Annotated in this window: 17 protein-coding genes; 8 read left to right on the forward strand and 9 right to left on the reverse strand. The window is 40.6% G+C overall.

Annotated elements, in window-relative coordinates; translation table 11 throughout:
- Window positions 1-519 precede the first annotated feature (519 nt).
- The 3 genes from NSQ11_RS12085 to NSQ11_RS12095 all read right to left on the reverse strand — a co-directional run bounded on the left by NSQ11_RS12085 (window position 520) and on the right by NSQ11_RS12095 (window position 3,148).
- The gene (locus tag NSQ11_RS12085; RefSeq protein ID WP_182489314.1) at window positions 520-1,932 is read right to left on the reverse strand and encodes a polysaccharide deacetylase family protein; all 1,413 of its coding nucleotides are present in this window, start codon (window positions 1,930-1,932) and stop codon (window positions 520-522) included.
- A 153-nt stretch (window positions 1,933-2,085) separates the two neighbouring features.
- On the reverse strand, window positions 2,086-2,640 hold the full coding sequence (locus NSQ11_RS12090) for a hypothetical protein (RefSeq protein ID WP_017367650.1): 555 nt from the start codon (window positions 2,638-2,640) through the stop codon (window positions 2,086-2,088).
- Window positions 2,594-3,148, reverse strand: coding sequence for a GNAT family N-acetyltransferase (locus NSQ11_RS12095; protein ID WP_182489408.1), 555 nt, complete (start codon window positions 3,146-3,148; stop codon window positions 2,594-2,596). Before NSQ11_RS12095 ends, NSQ11_RS12090 begins: the two co-directional genes overlap by 47 nt.
- 336 nt (window positions 3,149-3,484) lie before the next feature.
- On the opposite strand from NSQ11_RS12095, the gene NSQ11_RS12100 reads away from it, so the two are divergent.
- From NSQ11_RS12100 to NSQ11_RS12120, 5 genes are all read left to right on the forward strand, one after another.
- Entirely contained in the window at window positions 3,485-3,811 is a 327-nt protein-coding gene (locus NSQ11_RS12100; protein WP_017358050.1) for an uberolysin/carnocyclin family circular bacteriocin, read from the forward strand.
- Window positions 3,812-4,110: 299 nt separating this feature from the next.
- The gene (locus NSQ11_RS12105) at window positions 4,111-5,649 is read left to right on the forward strand and encodes a hypothetical protein (RefSeq protein WP_234915757.1); all 1,539 of its coding nucleotides are present in this window, start codon (window positions 4,111-4,113) and stop codon (window positions 5,647-5,649) included.
- Window positions 5,612-6,151 (forward strand): stage II sporulation protein M, encoded by a 540-nt coding sequence (locus NSQ11_RS12110; RefSeq protein ID WP_342501113.1) that lies wholly within the window; start codon window positions 5,612-5,614, stop codon window positions 6,149-6,151. Before NSQ11_RS12105 ends, NSQ11_RS12110 begins: the two co-directional genes overlap by 38 nt.
- 21 nt (window positions 6,152-6,172) lie before the next feature.
- Entirely contained in the window at window positions 6,173-6,718 is a 546-nt protein-coding gene (locus NSQ11_RS12115; RefSeq protein WP_045034088.1) for a hypothetical protein, read from the forward strand.
- Complete coding sequence (locus tag NSQ11_RS12120; protein ID WP_046344050.1) at window positions 6,711-7,379, forward strand: ABC transporter ATP-binding protein; 669 nt, start codon at window positions 6,711-6,713, stop codon at window positions 7,377-7,379. The genes NSQ11_RS12115 and NSQ11_RS12120 overlap by 8 nt, the downstream gene beginning before the upstream one ends.
- Window positions 7,380-7,431: 52 nt before the next feature.
- Here NSQ11_RS12120 and NSQ11_RS12125 read toward each other — a convergent pair whose 3' ends face one another.
- Window positions 7,432-7,725: a CotD family spore coat protein gene (locus tag NSQ11_RS12125; RefSeq protein WP_017358055.1), complete on the reverse strand. Its 294-nt coding sequence runs from the start codon at window positions 7,723-7,725 to the stop codon at window positions 7,432-7,434.
- A 183-nt stretch (window positions 7,726-7,908) separates the two neighbouring features.
- Between NSQ11_RS12125 and NSQ11_RS12130 the strand changes: the two genes are divergently transcribed.
- Together NSQ11_RS12130 and NSQ11_RS12135 are read left to right on the forward strand one after the other, a co-directional pair.
- Entirely contained in the window at window positions 7,909-8,226 is a 318-nt protein-coding gene (locus NSQ11_RS12130) for a hypothetical protein (protein WP_025207665.1), read from the forward strand.
- Between the two features lie 27 nt (window positions 8,227-8,253).
- Complete coding sequence (locus NSQ11_RS12135) at window positions 8,254-8,475, forward strand: hypothetical protein (protein WP_223255645.1); 222 nt, start codon at window positions 8,254-8,256, stop codon at window positions 8,473-8,475.
- Between the two features lie 241 nt (window positions 8,476-8,716).
- Here the strand turns inward: NSQ11_RS12135 and NSQ11_RS12140 are convergent, their stop codons facing one another.
- The 4 genes from NSQ11_RS12140 to NSQ11_RS12155 form a co-directional block, all read right to left on the reverse strand.
- Window positions 8,717-10,057 carry a sugar porter family MFS transporter gene (locus NSQ11_RS12140; protein WP_007501378.1) on the reverse strand — a complete coding sequence of 447 codons (1,341 nt, stop codon included), beginning with the start codon at window positions 10,055-10,057 and terminating at the stop codon, window positions 8,717-8,719.
- An 84-nt stretch (window positions 10,058-10,141) separates the two neighbouring features.
- A complete protein-coding gene (araA, locus tag NSQ11_RS12145; protein WP_017367659.1) occupies window positions 10,142-11,563 on the reverse strand; it encodes an L-arabinose isomerase in 1,422 nt (473 codons plus the stop codon).
- Between the two features lie 17 nt (window positions 11,564-11,580).
- A complete protein-coding gene (locus NSQ11_RS12150; protein ID WP_046527161.1) occupies window positions 11,581-12,285 on the reverse strand; it encodes an L-ribulose-5-phosphate 4-epimerase in 705 nt (234 codons plus the stop codon).
- On the reverse strand, window positions 12,279-13,904 hold the full coding sequence (locus NSQ11_RS12155; protein WP_058214201.1) for an FGGY-family carbohydrate kinase: 1,626 nt from the start codon (window positions 13,902-13,904) through the stop codon (window positions 12,279-12,281). The genes NSQ11_RS12150 and NSQ11_RS12155 overlap by 7 nt, the downstream gene beginning before the upstream one ends.
- Before the next feature lie 272 nt (window positions 13,905-14,176).
- Here NSQ11_RS12155 and NSQ11_RS12160 point away from each other — a divergent pair, with 272 nt between their 5' ends.
- Window positions 14,177-15,289 (forward strand): GntR family transcriptional regulator, encoded by a 1,113-nt coding sequence (locus NSQ11_RS12160; protein WP_046344054.1) that lies wholly within the window; start codon window positions 14,177-14,179, stop codon window positions 15,287-15,289.
- Between the two features lie 5 nt (window positions 15,290-15,294).
- On the opposite strand, the gene NSQ11_RS12165 is transcribed toward NSQ11_RS12160, so the two are convergent.
- The gene (locus tag NSQ11_RS12165) at window positions 15,295-16,311 is read right to left on the reverse strand and encodes a serine hydrolase (protein WP_182489406.1); all 1,017 of its coding nucleotides are present in this window, start codon (window positions 16,309-16,311) and stop codon (window positions 15,295-15,297) included.
- Between the last annotated feature and the right edge of the window lie 2 nt (window positions 16,312-16,313).

The following is a 16,313-nucleotide window of genomic DNA, read 5'->3' on the forward strand; positions in this document are numbered from 1 at the left end:
GCTGTTCATATCAATCTTTTCTCATTATACTGTATCCTTGTTACGAAAGATTGGAGGGCTTAGCTCGTGGATCATTATGCTCTTACTGATTGTCCAAATCAGATTTACGAGGAACATCGTCTCTCTTTTGAGACAATTCAAGGAGTCAAACGAGAAAATCATTGAAAAACAGACAAGTAAAAAACCTCCTTCATTTAGCGGGAGGTTTGTTTATTTGATTCTCTTTCAATTGTTTCTCATCGTATAACAAATATCTGATACGCTGTAGATAATGGAGCGCAATGTGACCGAGACAGAACATAAGCCCGATCATTGAAAGTATATAGATGGGCAACATCAAACCAGGTACATTGTTTATGACAAAAGCCAAACCAACCACTGTCAGCATAACGAGACTTATAAATCTTATCAATACCACTTGAAGTCCCCCTTCATATTCACCATAACAGATTTTCCCTTTATTTTCATGACCTGCCTAAAAAAGATGCGAATCCACTAAGATTCACACCAAAAGGGGTATTACCTATTCGACTCACCTTTCTTCTCACGCGCTTCCTTCCACTGCTCAAGCTCAGATACCGTCAATAATTGATATCCCTGTTTTGTAAGTTCTTTGATAATCGTGACGGCTGCGTTGGCTGAGGTGTCATAGATGTCGTGCATTAAGACCGTTTCACCGCTAGATGCATGGGCTAGAATGAAGTCCGCGACGTATTGGCTGTTTCGATATTTCCAGTCTTCAGGATCCACATCCCAAAGGGTCACTTTCATGTGAAGAGCTTCGTTGATTTGAACGTTTGTCCCGCCATATGGCGGTCTAAAATGAGTCGGTGTGAACCCGCTCGCTTTTTCAATGATTTGCTGCGTGTCTTCTACTTGTTTGACCGCTTGTTTTAAAGGAAGTCTTGTGAGCAAAGGGTGGTTATAGGAATGGTTTCCAATTTCATTTCCTCCCTTTCTGATTTCACTTAACATATCGGGATAATACTGAACCCTGCTGCCTAATACAAAAAATGTAGCATGTCCTTTGTTCTCTTTTAATGCTGTTAAAATTTTTGAGGTCGTTGATGGATTGGGCCCATCATCAAATGTGAGTGCAATGGCTTTTTGATTTGGATGAAATGTGGATGGTTTTGCCAATTTCACAATCTTTCTTGTTGGAATCGGTTCTTTTTTCTCGTTTTTGTTCATTTCTTTCTTAATATATTCGGGTTTTAATATTCCTTTCAGCAGTGTTTTCTTAATCGCTAACACTTGAGGGCCTTGATGATTTGGAGCGATTTGTCCTCTTGGAAAGTAGAATTCGATATAGCGATCCTTGATGGCAAAATACTGATAATTCTTCGCCACAGGAGACGTTCCCTGATTGAGCAGCGACTGATTTTCAGCTAGCGTTCGATCTTTTTTTAATTCCTCAAAAGTCATATGAGATAATTTTTGAAGATTGTCCTTCTTTGATAGAAAGATATCGTTGATTGATAAAAATGTCTGTTTCTTGAAATCAAAATTCATCATATTCGTTTGATTGACGCCTTGCTTTCCGCCCTTCACCTCATATGTATTGAATTTGATTGCGACGGTTTGCTTGGCATAATGAATGATCTCATAATCGATATTTAATTCGTATCGTTTTTCTTCATTGACATCACTCGCTTGACTAAACGATGTTTTAAACCTTTCTAACGCTGTCTCTGCAAATCTTTTGATCTCCTGATCTAGTTTTTCTTGATGAAACAGCGGATAGTTGACAGCATATCTCATGAATTTCCCGTCATTCACAAGTGTGACAATTTCAACTTGTTTGTAGCTCGCATCTTGTTCTACTTTTTTTCTCTCTGTCCCGCTTGCCTGCTGGTTATGATAAAACGCAGCGATACCGATAACGACCGCAAGTACACATAGGACGAGACTGATCTTCCCTTTCGTTGACACAATGATTCTCCTCTCGTGATGCCGTCCTGTCTGGATGACGTGTGTTTGTAGGATAGACTTTTCGCAGCCCCTTTTAGTTTGCAAAAAACACATTTGTCACATTTTCGACATATTTTACGAGAGGCATATAAAAAGGGCTTGATTGCTCAGCCCTTATTTTTGCATATACAGTTGGAATAACTTTGTTTCTTCATCAATAGAGCGTGCCTGGTCAAAAGCTGCTCTGACTGTTTTTGAGTTGTTCACCAGCTCATACAGCATGGTGAGAACAAAAATAAATGACGCATTTCCATCAATGTAGTCATCGGGCGCTGTATAGGATATCGCCCCTGTTTCTAAAAAAGCTTCTGCCACCTTTTTTTCGCCTAGTGTACAGCCTGTACATATAATGTGGACTCCATTTAACGAAGCATACCGCTTTATGTCATCCGCACCAAAAGCAGCACCTCTCGGCTCACCCTCTTCGTATACATCTTCTCCTAACTCCGGCATGAGAAACGCTCCTTCTTCTCCGTGAAAGGATAAAAGAATGAAATCCGTCTCGCCTCTATTCCTCCCGGATAATACATCAATCAGGTCATTCGGTCTGCCTATCCAATGCATATCGACTTTTGCGCCAAAGTTTTCAAGTGCTGCACGAAGCGCAAAGGATTCTAGCTCACTATTTGGTCCGGCTGCCAATGTGATGCGCATAACTGGCTGGCTCATTTATATCCCCTCCAAATGATGATAAACATAGCACCATTTTTTCCTCATCTACATAAGCACCATTTATTTTTAGTGCTTTTTCCTCTACCGCATACGACTTAAATCCAACAGACTTGTAAAGATGTTTGGCTGGGTCGTTTGTTGTGACCACTGTTAAATATATTTGTTCGATGTCTTTTTTTTCGCGTGCAAAAGAAAGTACTTTTGTCAGAAGTGCCTTCCCCATTCCTTTTCCGCGTCCATCGGTCGTTACATACATCGCTACCACATTGGCACGGTGCTTTAATTTCTGCAAGGTTTCTTGTATGAGTGTAACCGAGCCGACCAGCTGACCTTGATGAAAGGCACCGAATGTCCACATAGATTGTGTAGAGGCAAAACGAGCCTTATATTTATTCTTCGTATCTAGCTTCTCTTCCTCGTAACTCATAGCAAAACTCTCTGGATTTAATCGGAGTGCTTCTAATCTCAAGTTCGCATATTCTTGAGCATCTTCTGGTGTTAACAATCGAATATTCAGAAAATCGCCTCCATCAGAATGAATTGATACTTCCAATTTTATCTTGAAAGGCGCTTTTGATCAAAGAATATTGGTTCATTTACATATAGCACATTTCTTATAGACTTTTAGGCTCTCTTTCGTTTTTGTGAAAACAAGGTCATTTTGATCATGTTCACTCGATATTTCCTATCCAAAACGATTCTTTTCTCACTTATCTTTTCACTTATTTTATATTAACCTATAACTAATTCATGAAAAAAAAGAAAAAAAAGGATTGATATGAACAAAAACATATCATAAGATAGAATAGTAATAAAAAGACAAAAAAGGGAGGAATTTGATATGACAGAAACAAGAAATGAAATCAAACTACATGTTCTTTTTGGTGCTTTAGCAGTAGGATTCCTTATGCTAGCTCTTTTTTCCTTCTCGCTACAAGTACTGCCAGTTGCTGATCTAGCAAAAGAATTTGGTATTCCAGGCAGTGTTGCCGCTGTGGTTCTTAATGTGGTTGAAGCGGGTGGAGCTGTCACTACAATTGTCTCCATTTTAACTGCTGTAGGTTCAGGCGGTCTTTCTCTTATTGCTGCGGCTGGTAAAGAGACAATTCGTCAATACCTTAAAAACGAAATTAAGAAAAAAGGCCGTAAAGCCGTTATCGCTTGGTAATTTATTTAACGACTCAATAGAAGGAGACTCTGTTCTCCTTCTATTTAAATTTTTGTGCAGGTGAGAAGATGTTATATCCTTTATTATCACTACTTCTATCCATTAGACTGGAGCAGCAGTATTCTAATATCGCTCAGTACGTTATACGAAAAATTCCATTTCTCAAGTCGTTTTCTTCAAAACAGTACATATTTTTTTCTTGTATTCTTGATATCATATTCGGATGCATGATTGTATTCGTTATATCTTCATTTCTTTACTCCCCCGTCTATCAAATAGAATGGGAAAGTGCTTTTGTGATGTTTTTATTTTTATTTTCTATCGTCAAAGGAATTGAATCTTATAGAAGAACTCATCTTCTTCCTTTTAAAGAATTGATACAGCTAGCACCTGTTTCCTCTAGACAACTTTTTCAAACGCTTCTGTTTTCAGAATTGATTTGGCTTGTGTTTACGAGTTTGAGCACTTATTTGATCTATTTTTTGTTTCAATATGATATTGTTCAAACACACGATCTGGCATTCTGGTTAAAACATGTCAATGTGATGCTGACAAGTATCTTCCTATTTATCATCAGCAATAAGATATTCGGTGCTTATATTTATAACATCGTCGTAAAAAAAATCGGGGCCATTCGTGTCCTCTTTTTTGCAAGCATCGCTTTGCTTTTTTTCTTATTCGGAAGGGTTCTCATATTAAACATCATTTTCCCTTTTTATCACACCTTCCAGCAACTATTTCAATCGATCTCATCGCTTGCAGAGGATTCGTTTTGGATCACTCTTTCAAACAAGCTGATCTCTTTATATCAACATGATCTTCAGCAAATGCATCATGCTTTATTTTCAGATGGCTCTGTTTTTCTACAATTTCAAGCCCTTTTTAATTCACCTATTACATTGATTGTTGTGATACTAGGTAGTGCGCTTGTCATGAGAAGTCCTGTTCGATGGATTCCAACGGAAAAAGATCAAGACCAAAGCTCAAAGCATTTTCGGGATTTATTTTATTGGTACTTTCAAGTACTGCATAAAATTCAGGGTTTGTTGTTTAGACAAAATGTGTTGATTCAAAAAGACATCAAGCTGTTGAAAGAAAAAAGGTGGCTTCTATCTAAAGAATTGTTTAATTATATGTTCATGTCATATGAAGCCTTCTTTTATATTGGTGTTTTTACCGGATTGATCTCGATCATCGATCATCAAGCCTTGCAAATTCAGCTGCTATTCACACTCAATATTATGATACTAGCGAATCAATCTTATGAGATGAGAATGCTGACACCTTCTATTTTTGCTTTAAGTGCTGAAAAAAAGAACATTTGGCTTTACGAGCTTTCTCAAATATCTCTATTGCAGTTTTTCTTATCAAAAATCCAGTTATTTTATTGTTTATTTTCCATACCAGCACTCTGTTTACTATTCATTAATCTATCTATTATGACTGTGTATCAACTGTTTCATGTTCAGATGCTCATTCAACTGGTGGCATTAGGGATTGGCTTTTTCATTTTTCCTTTAATCCAACTGTACTTGTTTCCATTCACAACGAAATTCAATTTTATTCATGAGCATGAAATAGGGACAACAAATGAGGAATTAGAGATCATCGATAAAGGTCAGGCATTTGCCAGAAACTTTCTTGTTCTGCCTTTTATGTACTATTTGATTTTGACCTCTTTTCTCCCTATATTGCAGCAATCCTCAGGGCTCGTAAACGTGCTGTTCGCTATATATTTTGTGATCGTTTCAGTGATTTGCTGGATATTATGCCGCAAGACCATTTATAAAGGAATTGAGTATGTTGAAAAAAATAAGATATTTTCTATCGGAGAATAGATTGATTCTACGCCTCGGCTATCTTTACGCCGGTGTATTTATTGCAGCTTTGCTCATTGGATGCCTCCTTCCTTATGATCAGATTCCTTATTTAAAAAAGGATGAAGACATGTTTTTTCTCTCTATTTTTTCAAACAATTTACAGGTTGGACTTGCCATTCTAGGTATCGGGGCTTTTACTGGCGGCATTATGTCTGCTGGCATTCTTTTTTATAATGGCTATATCATCGGAAAACTCATTCAGTTTCTGATAGCCCATCATGAAGTGCCGCAGTTATTCACTGGCCTCATGCCGCATGCTTTTGTTGAGATTCTTGGTTTGATCCTCTTTTCAATCGTCAGTGCTTTTCCATTTATTTATCTTTACCGGTTTATGAAAGGTAAGGCCATTGATGTAAGAAAGCTGACTCGGACTGTGATTCAGTTAATCTTTGCCGCTGTAGTGCTCTTGTTGATTGCCTCTCTTTTAGAGGAATATGTCAGCCATGTACATCTATCTTAGAAGAAAGGAGAATGTGGTTCTATGGAGCTACTTCTACGCCCTAAACAATTTTTCAACCAACATCAATCGACCAAAACTGTTATAGGCTTAGTCTTACTATCTTTATTTGTTTCAACTGTTTTTTTAACATTTTTCATCATTGATTTGTTAGTAGAGGAACCATTATCTGCGGGAAAACAATTAGCCAGCATTGTATTTATCTTTTTACTGACAATCCCACTTTATTTCATATTGAATTTTCTCGGTACTGTCGTGACTTCAATTTATATGTACTTTTTTCATAAAACGTTTATTTTGCGCAAAATGTATTTTGTCATCTTGCTTTATAATGCGTTTCTTCTATTAGTGAATAGCGCAGCAATCTATTGTGTGATGGTACTCGATTTAGATCATTATTTTATCTTCATCCAAGCGGTTTCGTTTTTGATCAACTTGTACCTTTTACGCATCCTATATGACGGGATCATTTATTATGCTAAAGGATCAAAAAAAGCCGCCCTTGCGACCGTCATCTTGTATATGCTGGTGACCACCGTTTTTGTTATTGGAGGATTTATCAATGGCTAGTTTGCAAGTGTCTCAGCTATCTTTTCGTTATGAAACAACTGAAGAAAGCTCTCCCCTCCTTGATCAAGTATCCTTTCATCTGAAAGAAGGTGATTGTGCTTGTATTATCGGAAAAAACGGCAGCGGTAAATCGACACTTTTAAAGATCATCGCAGGTCTGCTTCCTTCAGTATCCGAAACGGTTTTACTCAATGAACAGCATCATCCTGGGTCAGCTCTTTATAAAGGGTTGGTCGCGTACATCCCAGATAAGCCTTTGGTTTATGATGCGCTGACTGGTATCGAGCATATGACTCTTATACAGTCGCTATGGAAAATGAATCAGTCAGAAAAAGAGGTATACAAAAAGACATTTCTCTCGCTTTGTGATGCATTTGATTTAACTCATGCACTCAAGATGCCTGTCAAACAATATTCACTAGGCATGAGATATAAGCTTTTCTTTAATTGTATGGCGGCCAGATCACCAGAGCTAATCATTCTTGATGAACCTTTTACATCTCTTGATGAGGCATCTCAAATGCAGTCTATTTCTTTATTAAAAGAAGAATTCTCTGATCAATGTGTTTTATTTACAAGCCATCAGCGCTACCTTTATTCAGAATTAGGAAATCGTTTTTTCGAGCTTGATCACGGACAACTAAATGAAATAGAGCGTTGAACATACAAAAGGCATCCCATCACAGGATGCCTCACTTCTTTTTACCATTAGACTACCACTTACAGCGTTTGACCGGGCGGCAGCAAGGATTCTTGATATCACTGCCACAGTCATATTCTTCCACAATATACTCATTTCGAGTAGATTGCGTCACAGGGTAGTAGTTTTCAATTCTTTTGATGTTTTTATTGACGTTTGTGATATGAGTTGGATGAATTTTTCTGATCGTTTGTACATTTGTTGTCGTGTTGACAATTTGACGTGTAGGGGATACAACCGTTTCAACTTCTCCATGATTCCCTCTGCGAGGCCCAAAGAAAAAATTGTCTAATCGATTACGGCTCATCTCAACACCCCTTCAAGTTGTCTTTCACTTACACTCTATCGTATGTCAGAGGCACGATTAGTGATTAGATGCTTGTCTATTTTTGATAAAATCCGCTGGTGATCTAGTAGTCTCACCCTTTACAATAGGACAATTTTAACATATTATACAAATGATCTCTTGTGAAGGAAAGGACATTCATTGATGAAAACAAGACATAAGCTTTTTTCATTTTTCATTCTGCTTGTCGTGATGATCACCCTTCCCTTGCTGTCGCCTATGGTTTTTACAAATGCGACTGAAAGAGGAGCGATACGGCATGCCATTTATCAAGAAGGCTACCCTTACCAAAGCTATTTTGCTATTTTGCAAAAAAAGGACGATGTAGACCCTCAATATGGTCAGCTGTATGATGTGTATTGGCAGGCTTGGAAAAGTGAGACGGGAATGACGCCTTCCGTCTGTTATTCAAAAAAGGTAGAAGACCATGAATATAAGGTAAGCTGCGGAACTGCACCGTAACATTTTTCAATAACTTTAAAATAAGAGGTGAACGATTTGATCAACACAACACAAACCATCGAACGAAACAAACTGGACATTGCACTTGAACTGACGCAATTGCATTTGAATCGATATGAAGCAAATCATCCTGATCAGCTGAGTGAAATTTATGCGAAATATTATGCGCTGCTTGAAGTGCTGGACGTATCCTCACCTGATCAATTAATGGATTTACTGCCAGATGAACTGAAACAAATACTTGATTAAAAAAGCCATCTATCCACACAGGATAGATGGTTCAGATTGTTGAAAAAGGGCTAAAATGAACTTGATTTTAGCCCTTTGTCTTCTTTTCAGCGTGATAGAAAACCTTTGAATTCTAGGAAGGACGAGTACCGGCGCGGAGCGAATTTGACATTCGTGAGCACTGGCACGCAGGACTGACAAAGAATGCGAGGGTTTGTCTACACGCTGAAACCATCTATCCACACAGGATAGATGGTTTCTTTTAGACTCGTGCAGCCATATCGGTTTCGATTTGTTCTAAGCTTCTTCCTTTTGTTTCGACTAATACAAAGCGCGTGAACAACAGGCCAATTAAGCAGATGACCCCAAATGAGGAGAAAATCACGCCAAAGCTGAATTGGTCAGCTAAGATAGGGAAAACAAGGCCAACTGCTAATGATCCCGTCCAGTTAAAGGCAGAGGAAATACCTGCTCCAATGCCTCTTACAGAAAGTGGGAAAATTTCACCGATGATAATCCATGTGATCGGTGCCCATGAGAAGGCATAGCACAAAATAAAGCAGCAAAGTGAAATCAATGTGACCCAGTTTAATATGCCTTCACTTACTCCGAGCGCACCTAATGCCGCTGGTGCAAAGAAAGACAGGGCCATCCCCGTTCCCCCAACTGTGAGAATCGTTCGGCGGTCGAACCGGTCGACGAATTGTAAAAAGATCACGGTCGTCACAACAAATATGACTCCAACAATGACGGTAAAACCTGCGGCAACTTGCGGAGCAAGACCTACATTTCTTGCGATACTCGTTGCATAATACACAATGGAGTTCGCCCCCTGTATTTGCTGGAGTGTCGCCATTCCGACCCCAATAAAGAGAGCCATACGGAATTTCTTTTGAAATAATTCACGAATGCCTGAGCGTTCTTCTTTTGCCACTTCTAAAATTTCTTGCATTTCTGCTTCAATCTCTTCACGTGAGGAACGAAGTGATCCTAATACTTCACGTGCCTTATGAGCCATTCCGTGTTTAATTAAATATCTTGGAGATTCAGGAAGTTTCAGCATGCCAATATAAAGCACGATCGCAAATAATGCAGCACTTCCCAGCATCCAGCGCCAGCTGTCTGGAATGGGCTCAAACACAAATGCGACGATATAGCTAAGCAATAATCCACTCACAATCATCAGCTGATTCAGGCCAGACAATTTCCCGCGGATTTTAGCTGGAGCGATTTCAGACATGTAAGCAGGCACGAGCGATGAGGCTGTCCCTACAGCTGTTCCTAAGAAAATCCGGGCAATGGTTAATGAGATTTCTTCTGGTGCAATGGCTGAGCCAAGCGCACCGACAAAAAAGATAATTGATGACACCAAAATGAGCTTTCTGCGGCCAAACTTATCCCCCATTAGACCGCTTAAAATGGAACCAATGATTGCCCCGCCCATTAGTGAAGAGACGACGATGCCAAGCCATAACGGGCTGAGCTGAAATTCTTCCTGAATGTGCCCTTCCGCCCCTGCGATAATACCAATATCATATCCAAATAAGATGCCTGCAAAGGACCCGAAAAAGAAGATAAATTTACTTGATACTTTTTTCTCCAAGTGGATGACCCCCCTCACTTAATAAACCGCTTTCATTTCTCCCTGCCATTCTACCGTTCACAGTAGAATGCATTTCACCCTTCTTTATAAAACCACATATTCTGCATTCACAAGCTTTGCAAAATGAACAATTTGATCAACCGTTAAATTGAGAGATACGACTGTATGATGACCTCCGCCGTGCTTAATCCATGCTTTGACGCCATCTTGAAAGTTCGGTTTGATTTTCCAGAGGACTCGTGCCACCGGTAAATGTGGTGCTGCTTCCTGCGGCTCAAAGGCTTCCACTTCTTGAATCAGCCATTTGAAATGTGTTCCAAAATCAGCAATGGAGACAACAACGCCCTCGCCTGCTTTTCCATCAAACACAAGACGTGCTGGGTCTTCCCGGTTTCCAATGCCTAGCGGAGACACGACAATGACAGGTTTTGTATGTGCAAGCGCTGGATCTACTTCTAACATATGAGATTGCAGCACTGCTTCCTGACCAGAGGTCATTTCATATGTGTAATCTTCCATAAAACCTGTGGATTGATGATGGCTCATCACCTTTAATAAACGATCCAGTGCGGCGGTTTTCCAATCCCCTTCACCTGCAAAGCCATACCCCTTTGCCATCAGCCGCTGAACGGCTAAACCCGGAAGCTGCTTCATGCCATGTAAATCTTCAAAGTTTGTCGTAAAGGCATTGTAGCCGCCTTCATCTAAGAAACGTTTGATGGCAATTTCATATCGTGCTTGCACTTTTACACTTTGTTCCCATTCTTCTGCCGAATAACTCCCATAATCCACGTCATATAACGTTAAGTACTCAGCAAACAGAGCATCAACTTCTGCTTCTTCCACAGCATTTACATAGTTCACAAGATCGCCAATACCAAAGTAATCAACGGTCCATCCCAGCTGGATCTGCGCTTCAATTTTATCTCCTTCTGTCACCGCAACGTGGCGCATATTGTCACCAAACCTGGCCACTTTGATATGAAAGCTCTCATGATAGGCAGCTGCAACGTCCATCCAATCAGCGATTTGTTGCTTCACCTCCTGCTTCGACCAATGACCTGCAACGATTTGATTTTGCTTATTTAAACGTGCATTGATATAGCCGTACTCTCTGTCTCCATGTGCCGATTGATGGAGATTCATATAGTCCATATCAATCGTGTCCCACGGAATGTTTTCATAGTATTGCGTGACGAGATGCAAAAGAGGCTTTTGCAAAAGAGACGTCCCACGTATCCACATTTTTGCTGGAGAAAACGTATGCATCCAAGTCATCACACCGATGACCTCATCACGATAGTTGACCTCTTTCATCAGCTCTGTGATTTGATCCGCACTAACCGCCAGTTCCTGCAGAATAATTGGATAAGGCAGCAAACCGCTCTCATTTAAGGCATCTGTTATCTTTTGCGCATCTGCCTTCACTTGCTTTAGTGCCTCGTCCCCATATAAGTGCTGTGAACCGACGACAAACCAACATTCTTTCTTCTGACTTGTTAACATAGAAATCCCTCTTTTCTTTATCTTGAAGGTTTTTGTCCGTAATACGCATGTGTTCCATGCTTTCTTAAATAATGTTTATCTAAAATCACCTGCGGAAGAGGCTCCGCATATTCGTTCAATTGCTTTGCAAACAGGTTCATTTTCGCTACTTCATCTAAAATGACACTGTTCATTACCGCACTTTTTGCATCTTTTCCCCACGTAAAGGGCCCATGACCTTGTAGCAAAATACCAGGAACCGCCATGACATCTATCTGTCTTTTCTCAAACGTTTCAATGATCAGGTGTCCTGTTTCCACCTCATACCCGCGATTCACCTCTTCTTCTGTGAGAAATCGAGCGCACGGAACAGGTCCGTAAAATGTATCTGCATGTGTTGTGCCCATTGCTGGTAAATCAAGTCCAGCTTGCGCCCATACCGTTGCCCACATTGAATGGCTATGTGAAATGCCGCCAATTTCCTCAAAGTGTTTGTAAAGAACAGCATGTGTGGCAGTATCGGAAGAAGGATTGAATTCCCCCTCGACCACTTGACCGTCAAAATCGACCACGACCATGTCTTTTGCTGATAATTTGTCATACGCTATGCCGCTTGGCTTAATGACAAACAGTCCACTGTCACGATCGCACGCACTGACATTGCCCCATGTAAATTTCACAAGTCCATACTTTGGCAGATCTAGATTCGCTTGAAACACTTCTTCTTTTAACCTCTCTAACATACAGGTGCCGCTCCTTTCTGTGGCGTCAAATGTTCTACTGCTACTTTTTCTATCGGGAGTCCTTCTTGATAGCGCTTTATAAATGCCTCAAAACCTTTAACATCCAGTGGATCAGGATCAATAAGCTCTTCTAATGTATGGGCAAATACTTGATGCTTGAGGAAATGGCTCAGTGTTTGCTGCTGGTGATTGATCATATATGAAGCAAGGACCGCCATCCCAAACGCGCCGCCTTCTCCCGCCGTTGATACGACGGATACAGGTGTCCCGAGTGCAGCAGCGACCATTTTTTGCCCAACTACTGGTGTTTTAAATAAACCGCCATGTCCTAGTAAACGATCAATCTTGACTTGTTCATGTGCTTTTAACCGATCCATCCCGATTTTCATTGCGCCAAATGCAGAGAAGAGATGCGTCCGAATGAAATTAGCAAGTGTAAACCGGCTTTGAGGAGATCTAACAAAAAGAGGTCTTCCTTCTTTTAGTCTCGTAATATTTTCACCAGAATAATAGCCATAGCTTAAAAGCCCGCCCCCATCATGATCTGCTTCTAAAGCTTGATTTAATAGGTTTTCGTATAATCTTTCTGTTTCAACTGGCTGCCCCATTGCTTCAAACGCTTCTCTGAATAGATTCATCCAAGCGTTGAGGTCACTTGTACAATTGTTGGCATGAACCATCGCGACTGGCAGGCCATCTGGTGTCGTGACAAGATCCACTTCTGGGTACACACCTTTTAGATGATGCTCTAACACAATCATGGCAAATACAGATGTCCCAACTGAAATATTCCCAGTTCTCTTTTCCACACTGTTTGTTGCGACCATTCCCGTTCCTGCATCACCCTCTGGTGGGCAAAAAGGGATACCTGGCTGCAACTGTTTACCTTGGTCTAAAATCGCTGCTCCAGCTGCTGTTAACACACCAGCTTCTTCGCCTGCTAAATAGATGCGCGGCAAAAGATGACGTAGCTTCCACAGGTAGCCTTTTTCTGCAATCAATGCTTCAAACTGATGAAGCATCACTTCGTTGTAATCCTTCGTTTTTTCATCAATGGGGAACATTCCCGACGCATCGCCAATTCCGATGGCCTGCTTCCCTGTTAGCAGCCAGTGAATGTAGCCTGACAAAGTGGTCACATACTCTAACCGGGACAGATGTTTTTCCTCTCCTAATATCGCTTGATATAAGTGAGCGATGCTCCATCTTTCTGGAATATGAAATTGGAATACATCTGTTAGCTTTTGACTCGCCTCGGTCGTTGTTCCATTCCGCCACGTTCGAAACGGGACGAGGACTTCTCCTGTATGATGACAGGCGACATAGCCATGCATCATCGCAGATATCCCGATGGAGCCAATGGTTTGAATCGTCACCCCATACAATTGTGCAGCCTGTTCTTTCATCTGACGGTATGCCACTTGAAGACCTGTAATGATCTCAATTAAGTTGTACGTCCATATTCCTTCTTGAAGAGAACTTTCCCATTCAAATGCACCTTGCGCAATTGGCTGAAACTCTTCATCTATTAAAATCGCTTTAATTCGTGTGGAACCAAATTCAATGCCCAAAGATGTCCTGCCTTCTCTAATGGCTTTGGCCGCCTTTTCACGATTCATTTTGTTCACCTCCAAGATGATAACGGTTTCAAATATCTTTTTCGTTTGATTCACCTTTACCTGTGCACAAAAATAATATAATATTTGTCCGTACATATGTCAATAATAAATATATTTGTACATACACAATCAGACAAAAACTTTCATATTCTCTAAGGATTAGACGGTAGACACTGCAAGCGCCTGTTTTTGATTGAGCAACCATGTTAAAATATGTCCATACAAGTTCTTCTCAACCCGAGTAGAGGATCAACTGTGAAAGAAGTGAAACGATGAAAAAGAAGTACCAGATCATTATGGATGATATAAAAAGCAAAATACTGACAGGGGATTACCGGATCGGGGAGCGTATTCCAACCGAATCAAGCTTACAAGAGATGTATCAAGTAAGCCGGCATACAGTGCGAAAAGCCATCTTGGAATTATCGAGTGAAGGTTTTTTAAGAAGTGAAAAAGGCTCAGGCACATTTGTCACCAATCAATATCAAACAAAACCTGCTGGACATGCTCATATGAAAACGATTGGCGTCATCACCACATACATATCCGATTACATTTTCCCGTCGATCATTCGGGGCATCGAAAGCCGATTAAATGAAGAGAACTATTCTTTGTTACTGGCGAGTACAAATAACGATGTGGAGCAGGAGAAAAAAGCGCTTGAAATGATGCTGTCCTTTGGTGTGGACGGATTAATTGTCGAACCGACAAAAAGCAACTTATATAATCCAAACATTTCGTACTACCTATCCTTTAAAGAACAGGATGTACCGCTTATTATGATCAATGCCTACTATGAGCAGTTAGAGGTTCCCTTCCTTTGTTTGGATGATGTGAAGTCCAGCTATTTAGCAACAAAGGAGCTGATCACCTCTGGACATCAGCACATTGGACTGATTTCAAAAACAGATGATTTACAAGGAAAATATCGAATGAAAGGCTATATTCAGGCACTCGGTGAAGCGAAGCTCAATTTCCTACCAGAACATGTCCTTTTTTTCGATACAGAATCGAAGCAGTATTTAGGGGATCATATCAAAACCTTTTTACAAGCGCACCAGCATGAGCTAACCGCCCTTGTTTGCTATAACGATGAAGTCGGGTTAGAAGTAGCAAATGTATGTAGTGAAATAGGTTTATCTATTCCAGATGATCTTTCCATTATTGGACAGGATAACTCGTATATTGCCCAAAAAAATGCCCATGTGAAACTGACAACGCTGACACACCCTCAAGAGCAAATGGGACGAGATGCGGCAGACTGGATGATTAAAAAAGTACAAGGGAAAAAGAATCTCCCTGATCAAACATTTTATGAGCCTGAACTCGTTCCTGGTGAAACGATTAAAGCGCTGAACGCAAGAAAAAATGAGCCCTCTTCATAGAAGGCTCATTTGACTTTAGGCTCTTGTTCAAGCATATTCATCACATCATAGGCAATTCGGTCGGGAGAATCTTGCGTGATACGATTGCGATAGTTAGACAAGACGACTACTCCTGTTTTTGAATGCGGGCGTAAGCCCATGAAGCTGGAGAAACCAGAAGTTGCCCCATTATGGCAAATCAACCCCGTATCATCTATGACCCACCCTAGTCCCATTGACATGTTTTTCCCTATCTTTACCTTTGGTTCGTGGGTCATTTTCCATGGAGAAGCGGCGTCTGCACTCATGTGTGCAGAGAGAAATGAAAGCAAATCAGTGATCGTCGACCGAATCGCACCAGCCCCTTGGTAGTCTTGCATCTGAAGCGGAGGAACCTCTTTTCCATTCTCTTGATGACCGAGGATCATCTTCTCTTTGACGTCCTCCTTGATCGTAATAAAGGTGTTCGATAGTTTCAGCTCATCCACGATATATTCAGTCAGCAGCTCTTCATATGTTTTGTGAAGAGACCATCCCATGATCAACCCGAGGAGCCCCATCCCTACATTGGAGTAACGAGATAGGTATTCCTTTCGCTCATTCCATTTTTTCGAGTGTAACAGTTTCATTAATTCATCAAGGGAGTATTGGCAGTACATATCTCTTCTCACTTTTGGAAGGAACCTTAGTTGTAAATCTCTGAGAAAACGATGTGAAGGAAGCCCAGACGTATGGGTTGCCAGCTGTTCCAATTGGATGGGGTGATTCTTTCTTATTTCGGGACAATACAGTGAAATGGAATCGTCTAGCTTCATCTGCCCTTTTTGAATCATGCTTGCCAATATACTTGTCGTAAAGACTTTTGAAATAGAGCCGATTTCAAAAATGACCTCCTCAGGCTGGACGCACTGCTGTATGGGGTGATCTCCGAAATGAAAAACGTGTCTTTCTCCTTGATGAATCAGTCCGATCACGAGCAGTGCCTGTTTCTTTTTCTCCGTATAAGAAGAGGCAATTCGCTGTACTTCTTGTTTGAGCATCATCA

Origin of the sequence: Bacillus sp. FSL W7-1582 (genome assembly GCF_038593325.1) — a bacterium.
GTDB classification, from domain to species: domain Bacteria; phylum Bacillota; class Bacilli; order Bacillales; family Bacillaceae; genus Bacillus; species Bacillus altitudinis.

Excerpts from the sequence above, each read along its gene's own strand:
- NSQ11_RS12090 (WP_017367650.1), bottom strand. The coding sequence starts at position 2,640 with ATGAGCCAGCCAGTTATGCGCATCACATTGGCAGCCGGACCAAATAGT.
- NSQ11_RS12100 (WP_017358050.1), top strand. The coding sequence starts at position 3,485 with ATGACAGAAACAAGAAATGAAATCAAACTACATGTTCTTTTTGGTGCT.
- NSQ11_RS12105 (WP_234915757.1), top strand. The coding sequence starts at position 4,111 with ATGTTTTTATTTTTATTTTCTATCGTCAAAGGAATTGAATCTTATAGA.
- NSQ11_RS12110 (WP_342501113.1), top strand. The coding sequence starts at position 5,612 with ATGTTGAAAAAAATAAGATATTTTCTATCGGAGAATAGATTGATTCTA.
- NSQ11_RS12115 (WP_045034088.1), top strand. The coding sequence starts at position 6,173 with ATGGAGCTACTTCTACGCCCTAAACAATTTTTCAACCAACATCAATCG.
- NSQ11_RS12120 (WP_046344050.1), top strand. The coding sequence starts at position 6,711 with ATGGCTAGTTTGCAAGTGTCTCAGCTATCTTTTCGTTATGAAACAACT.
- NSQ11_RS12125 (WP_017358055.1), bottom strand. The coding sequence starts at position 7,725 with ATGAGCCGTAATCGATTAGACAATTTTTTCTTTGGGCCTCGCAGAGGG.
- NSQ11_RS12130 (WP_025207665.1), top strand. The coding sequence starts at position 7,909 with ATGAAAACAAGACATAAGCTTTTTTCATTTTTCATTCTGCTTGTCGTG.
- araA (WP_017367659.1), bottom strand. The coding sequence starts at position 11,563 with ATGTTAACAAGTCAGAAGAAAGAATGTTGGTTTGTCGTCGGTTCACAG.
- NSQ11_RS12150 (WP_046527161.1), bottom strand. The coding sequence starts at position 12,285 with ATGTTAGAGAGGTTAAAAGAAGAAGTGTTTCAAGCGAATCTAGATCTG.
- NSQ11_RS12155 (WP_058214201.1), bottom strand. The coding sequence starts at position 13,904 with ATGAATCGTGAAAAGGCGGCCAAAGCCATTAGAGAAGGCAGGACATCT.
- NSQ11_RS12160 (WP_046344054.1), top strand. The coding sequence starts at position 14,177 with ATGAAAAAGAAGTACCAGATCATTATGGATGATATAAAAAGCAAAATA.
- NSQ11_RS12165 (WP_182489406.1), bottom strand. The coding sequence starts at position 16,311 with ATGATGCTCAAACAAGAAGTACAGCGAATTGCCTCTTCTTATACGGAG.